This window comes from Psychromonas sp. (assembly GCF_047632955.1).
Taxonomy (GTDB): domain Bacteria; phylum Pseudomonadota; class Gammaproteobacteria; order Enterobacterales; family Psychromonadaceae; genus Psychromonas.
The window spans coordinates 135,281-141,629 of the sequence record NZ_JBLIED010000008.1 but is presented as its reverse complement, the minus strand read 5'-3'; the positions used below and the strand labels follow the sequence as shown (position 1 = coordinate 141,629).

General features: G+C 44.3%; 6 protein-coding genes. 3 read left to right on the top strand and 3 right to left on the bottom strand.

Going from position 1 to position 6,349, the window contains the following annotated elements; translation table 11 throughout:
- The coding region (nifD, locus tag ACJAZP_RS07870) for a nitrogenase molybdenum-iron protein alpha chain (RefSeq protein WP_415230190.1) at nt 1-1,285 on the bottom strand (1,285 nt) is incomplete at its 3' end.
- 20 nt (nt 1,286-1,305) lie between these two features.
- The gene (nifH, locus tag ACJAZP_RS07865) at nt 1,306-2,202 is read right to left on the bottom strand and encodes a nitrogenase iron protein (protein ID WP_415226810.1); all 897 of its coding nucleotides are present in this window, start codon (nt 2,200-2,202) and stop codon (nt 1,306-1,308) included.
- 362 nt (nt 2,203-2,564) lie between these two features.
- On the opposite strand from nifH, the gene ACJAZP_RS07860 reads away from it, so the two are divergent.
- The 3 genes from ACJAZP_RS07860 to ACJAZP_RS07850 all read left to right on the top strand — a co-directional run bounded on the left by ACJAZP_RS07860 (nt 2,565) and on the right by ACJAZP_RS07850 (nt 4,431).
- Complete coding sequence (locus tag ACJAZP_RS07860; RefSeq protein ID WP_415230189.1) at nt 2,565-2,720, top strand: hypothetical protein; 156 nt, start codon at nt 2,565-2,567, stop codon at nt 2,718-2,720.
- 206 nt (nt 2,721-2,926) lie between these two features.
- Nucleotides 2,927-3,937: a Preprotein translocase subunit SecY gene (locus ACJAZP_RS07855; protein WP_415230188.1), complete on the top strand. Its 1,011-nt coding sequence runs from the start codon at nt 2,927-2,929 to the stop codon at nt 3,935-3,937.
- A gap of 242 nt (nt 3,938-4,179) precedes the next feature.
- On the top strand, nt 4,180-4,431 hold the full coding sequence (locus ACJAZP_RS07850; RefSeq protein WP_415230187.1) for a carcinine hydrolase/isopenicillin-N N-acyltransferase family protein: 252 nt from the start codon (nt 4,180-4,182) through the stop codon (nt 4,429-4,431).
- Here ACJAZP_RS07850 and aspA read toward each other — a convergent pair.
- Nucleotides 4,428-6,281: an aspartate ammonia-lyase gene (gene aspA / locus ACJAZP_RS07845; protein ID WP_415230186.1), complete on the bottom strand. Its 1,854-nt coding sequence runs from the start codon at nt 6,279-6,281 to the stop codon at nt 4,428-4,430. The genes ACJAZP_RS07850 and aspA overlap by 4 nt on opposite strands.
- Nucleotides 6,282-6,349 lie beyond the last annotated feature (68 nt).

Genomic DNA, 6,349 nt, shown 5'->3' with positions numbered 1-6,349 from the left:
GGAATATGTATTTCTCTTTTACACCCGAGCCAATTAAGTCTGGTTGGATCTTCTTAACAAACTCTTCAAATTCATAACCTGTTACATCGTCATAAATCAATGTTGCATCTTTTATATCTGGCTGTGTACGTTCATAATCATCGTTGTGACCAAATTCATAACCCGTACCGACAACCTCCATACCGAGATCTTCATAAGCGCCGATCACATGACGGGGACGCAGGCCACCTACATATAACATTACTTTTTTGCCTTCCAGGCGTGGTTTGTATTTAGCAACAACGGCTTGCCATTGCGCATCATATTTAGCTATCACTTGTTTGGCTTTCTCTTGGATAGTCTGATCAAATTTAGATGCAATTTCGGTCAGTGACTCTGCAATTTTAGTCGGACCAAAGAAGTTAAATTCAAGCCAGGGAATCTGATATTTTTCTTCCATATGACGGGCAATGTAGTTAACACTACGGTAACAATGCACGAGGTTAAGTTTGGCTTTACAGTTGAGCTCAATATCAGACACTGTGCCGTCACCTGACCACTGCGAGATAACACGCAAGCCAATTTCTTCAAGTAATAAACGTGTTGACCAGGCATCACCGCCGATATTGTAATCGCCGATTAAACCGACATCGTAAGGTGTACCGTCAAAGGTGTCATCGTGCTCACGGTTATCAATCATTTTGTCGCGCATTGCATCGTTCGCAATATGGTGCCCCAATGATTGGGACACGCCGCGGAAACCTTCACAGCGCACCGGTACAACAACCTTACCTGTTTTAGCCTGTGCTTCTTTAGCAACGGCTTCGATATCATCACCAATCAAACCAACCGGACATTCCGATTGAATTGAAACACCTTTGGACAGTGGGAACAGTATTTCCAGTTCATCCATGACGATAGCGAGTTTTTTATCGCCACCAAAAACGATATCTTTCTCCTGGAAATCTGACGTAAAGTTCATAGTTCCAAAGCTGTTTACACCTGTTTTTCCTGTGTAGTAATTACGGCGTCCAGCGCGAGAGTATTGACCACAGCCCACCGGGCCGTGGCTGACATGAATCATGTCTTTAATGGGGCCAAAGACAACCCCTTTAGAGCCGGCATAGGCACAACCACGAGCGGTCATGACGCCAGGTTGAGATTTACGGTTGGCTGTAACACAGCTACTACTGCAGCTACTATCATTAATGCCTAAGTGTTTTTCGCGATCTTTCTTGGCACTGTCAGGATATACCTCAAGTACCTCCTGGATCATTTTTTCATTTTGCTCTTTAATGCTAGTCATAAAAGCCCCCTTAGTCGTTATTAAGCTGCAGCAGCTGCTTCGTCAGCAAGTTCTTTTGCTGTCTTACCGATAACTGTTTCGTCTTCTTCATCCATCAGACCGAAATTCATTAGTAGTTCTTCCAGCTCATCCATAGTGATTGGCGTTGGAACAACAAACATTTTGTTATTGATGATTTTGTTAGCGAGCGTGCGGTATTGATCGGCTTGGGCACAAGTTGGATCATATTCGATCACTGTCATACGACGAATTTCAGCGCGTTGCACGATATTGTCACGCGGTACAAAATGGATCATTTGCGTACCCATTTGCGATGCGAGTTCCATAATTAGCTCATCTTCACGCGCTGTATTACGTGAGTTACAGATAAGACCCGCTAAACGTACGCTGCCTGTTTTGGCATATTTACAAATCCCTTTTGCGATATTGTTTGCCGCATACATTGCCATCATCTCACCAGAGCAAACAATGTAGATTTCCTGCGCTTTGTTTTCACGAATCGGCATCGCAAAACCACCACATACCACGTCTCCAAGTACGTCATAAAATACGAAGTCTAAATCTTCGGTATACGCACCTTCTTCTTCTAAAAAGTTAATCGCCGTGATAACACCACGACCAGCACAACCGACACCTGGCTCTGGGCCGCCTGATTCAACACATTTTACGTCGCCGTAACCTGTCAGTAATACATCTTCCAACTCTATATCTTCAACAGAGCCCGCTTCAGCGGCCATCTCCATAATAGTGTTTTGCATTTTAGAATGGAGGATAAGGCGAGTAGAATCGGCTTTAGGATCACAACCGATAATCATTACTTTTTGCTTTAATTCAGCTAATGCTGCTACAAGGTTTTGTGTTGTAGTAGATTTACCGATACCACCTTTTCCATAAATTGCACATTGACGAATAGCCATAATTACTTACTCCTGTTGTATAGATAAAATAATAAATTGTTGTTCCGAATATATAAATGCAGTAGTTGTACCAAAGTATAAATTTTTTTAAATTGTTGTATTTAAAGTGAATTTTATTTAGTGATAGAGATGTGAAGGGCGGTTGTGAGATATTGATCATACAAAAGAGAGGGCTTTTGTTGTAAGTCAGACAAAGCAATTTAAACCGTGTTGGCATAATGATGATCTTAAGGATGGAGAATTTCTCCAAAAATCATTTAACATTTTTCTATTTTTCATGTCAATGTGGTGTCATTGACCAGTATTTTAATTATGGGGAAAAGGAAAGCCAGCGTACTCAAGAGTAAAATAGGGATGATGCATTGCAGCGTTTAAAGAACCTCATTGTCTCGGCAGCCGTCGTCCAAAAAGTGCGTCGCGCGACTATTGCCACCAAAGGATCACAACGTAAACGTATGGATACTCCCACCCAAAGAGGGCGAGTTAAAAGTCTGCGCAGTAAAAATAATGATGATTAATAGCCTCTCTACATTCGAAGCGAAGCGGGATGTTATTGATGTTGTTAGGGCACTGAGAGTTAACCTGCAGGTAGGGAATTAACTAAGTAGTACAAAAATTATACTTTTTGATGATAATCAGCTGTCTGAGCGCTGATTACTGGTGTTTTTTCTATCGGCAATTTACACTACGCTCCAATTTTTCATTCTAATATTTTTAGCACTGCATGCATAATTTAAAAAAGACGCGTATACGCCATACTAAAGGTCCTTTTGCGATGACCGTAGTATACAGTTTCACTGGCGCAGCCATTTTAGCGTCGATAATATTTTCCCTATTGTTATTTCTTTCTATTGACGAAAACCCCTGGATGAAGGTGCTGTTCGGCGCATTAGCGGTAATTTTTGAATTGGGTAAATTTTTTGCGTGGTATGAATTTGGTGAACGTATCGCAAGGCGTCATTTGCTCGCGGCTTTTTCAGCCTTTTCTTTTTACAGCGTATTGGCGGCTATCTCAATTGGCGGCAGTATAGGCGGCATTAATAGTGCAACTAATACTGCGCAACGCTATGTTGATGTACAGCAAAATAAAGTGGCGGTTTTTAATCTGCAGATTGCGGCGCTGGAAAAGCAAATTGATTTAAACAATATTGCTGCCGAAAAATACATTGAACTTAACCGCATTGCAACGGGTGTGGCCAGGATTCAAAAAGAGAATGCCTTGCTGCGCCAAGATCAGGTTGAACTGGCAGTACAGCGAGACAATTTACCCGTTGCCAGTCAAGGCTCAGTATTTGGTCTGATTGGCAGTCTTGCCGACGGACTTAATATCAACGCCACGGATGCTCAGCTGGGACTGGTGGTATTTTTATCCGTATTATTGGATCTTTTTGCGGCATTTTTTGTCGGCTTAATCGGTGAAGAGCTGAGATTCAGACGTACTGTGGCTGGCAATCAACAAAAATGGCGGCAACAAAGTAGCCAACAACCCTCGAAAGTGGCCGAAAACAGTCCCGTTACAGATAATGATATGACTATTCCGCGCTCTGAAATATTATTTCAAAAAGCACTGGATGTGTTATTGAAAGGCGATGTGCGCTGCACTAAAAAAGCGATTGCCGATAAGCTTGCTATCAGCGCTGAAGAAGTTGATCTGATATTTTTTGGCTTACTAGAAAAAGGCCTGGTCACTCGAAAAGCCAATCATCATTTCAGTTGGCAGGGTGAAGCCGTTTAAAGACAAAGTGAACTTATTTGCACTCTTTTTAAGTTAACGATTGGATTTTTAATTCTTTTTCGAAAGCAATATTTTATCTCCTCTGCACAATCGAGGAGTTAAAATTAAGAATACTAAAGCACACTTTTCAAGCAGACAATAAGACAGTGCATGCCGTAGGCGGTTTTTTGATAACTGATTTAACGCAGAAATGCGCGGAAATAGCAGTATCGTATCGATTTGCTTCTCTCTAGCTGAGAGCGTTGGACGGAATCAACGATTTCGGACTGGCAGAATCCATCGTTTATGGAGGACCTCTTGTGCAGGGAGACGGTTTTGGCATAACAATAGTGATACGTTACCTACTTGAAACCTGCAGCACTGTTGAGGAAGCAATCCAGGTGTTTCAACGCATTCCCGTGCACCTTGACTGCTTAAGAGAAGCACGGGAGAGCATCAAAATGAGAATGCTCTCCGCTGTCCTCTCAAATATGCGCGTTCAGGTTAAACCTTAACGCACCATGTTTTCCGGTGCAAGTACATCATCAAGCTGCTCTTTGGAAAGTAACTGCTGTTCGAGAACCAGATCATAGACACTGCGGTCATGCGCAAGCGCCTCCTTGGCCAGGGCGGTACAGATTTCATAACCCAAGTGCGGATTGAGTGCGGTGACAATGCCGATGGAGTTTTTGACGTTCGCCGCGCAGACGGCCTCATTGGCAGTGATTCCGGAAATACACCGGTTACCAAGCGTATCCATTCCCCGTTTAAGTATTTCGATAGACTCAAACAAGCTCTCGACCATCACCGGCTCCATCACATTGAGCTCGAGTTGTCCTGCTTCAGCGGCCAGCGTAATGGTCAGATCATTGCCGATCACCTTGAAGGCTATCTGGTTGACTACCTCAGGGATAACCGGATTTACCTTGCCGGGCATGATTGAAGATCCCGGCTGCATTGCCGGTAAGTTGATCTCGTTGAACCCGGCTCGCGGTCCGGATGAGAGCAGGCGCAGATCATTACATATTTTGGAAAGTTTAACCGCCAGCTGCTTGAGGGCAGAGGAATACATTACCAGCGAGCCGGTATCATGGGTCGCTTCGATCAGGTCGTCAGCCAAGACGATATTTCGTCCGGTGACCCTGCTGAGGTGTTGAACAACCCGCTCGCGGTAGCGCGGCTCAGCATTCAGGCCGGTACCGATGGCTGTCCCGCCCATATTGACCGTAAGAAAAGGAATGGTGCAGGTCTTGAGACGCGCAACTTCGTTACGCAGGCTGGAGGCATAAGCGTTAAAGCTTTGTCCCAGGGTCATAGGCACCGCGTCCTGCAACTGGGTGCGGCCCATTTTCAGAATATCGGCAAACTCAAATGTTTTATCGTCGATCAGCGCGATCAATTTATTGACCTCCGCTAACAGCTTATCGTTGGCATCCATCAGGGCAATCTTGATGGCGGTGGGGTACGCATCGTTGGTTGATTGAGAGCGGTTAATATGATTATTCGGGTGGCAATATTGGTAGTCACCGCGTTTGTGTCCCAAAATTTCCAATGCTCGATTAGCAATCACTTCATTGGCATTCATATTAGTGGATGTACCTGCGCCCCCCTGCAGCATATCGACGATAAAGTGGTTATGTAACATGCCCATATCAATTTCGTCACAGGCCTGACAAATCGCAACAATAATATTATCCGGAATATGGCCCAAATCATGGTTGGCGAGGGCGGCCGCTTTTTTCACCTTGGCAAATCCGCGAATAAAGTCGGGATAGAAGTTCAGGGTAATGCCACTGATATTGAAATTTTCCAATGCGCGCAGGGTTTGAATACCGTAGTAGGCCGTCTCAGGTACCGCCTTTTCACCCAGTAGGTCGTGTTCTATGCGCTGCCCATCTGCCCGGTAAAGCGCCGCTATATTTTCATAACGGCTGTTGGAATGTTCCATACGGCGAATGATGATTTGTGAGATGGTCGCAGATATTTTCAGTGCCAAATCGCCGCGCTGACTGAGCAGGGAGCGTAAAACATCCCGTTCGAAGCGGAACAAGGTTACGTCGGTTAATAGACGGGCACAAAGGCCCTGCTGGTGCGCGGGCGCAATCAGTATATTCTCGCCGATAAACTCATTATTTGAAAAAACCGTCAGGCTTTGCTCGCTATCACCCTGATCATCATAGAGCTGGATACTGCCGGATATAATGACATAAAGTGCATCATTGAGATCCTGACTGCGAAAAAGAATATCTCCTGCCAAAAGCTGCTGATGCTTTGCATGCTCTGCAAAAAGTGCCAGATCCTGGCCGACAATACCGCGAAATAGCTCCACTTTAGTTAAGCATTCAGTAACGGATTTTAGATTCATTTTACAGATGTTCCTTTTAATAGATTAATTAGGTCAGATTTTTTTTGGGCGACTTGATATAACAGAGG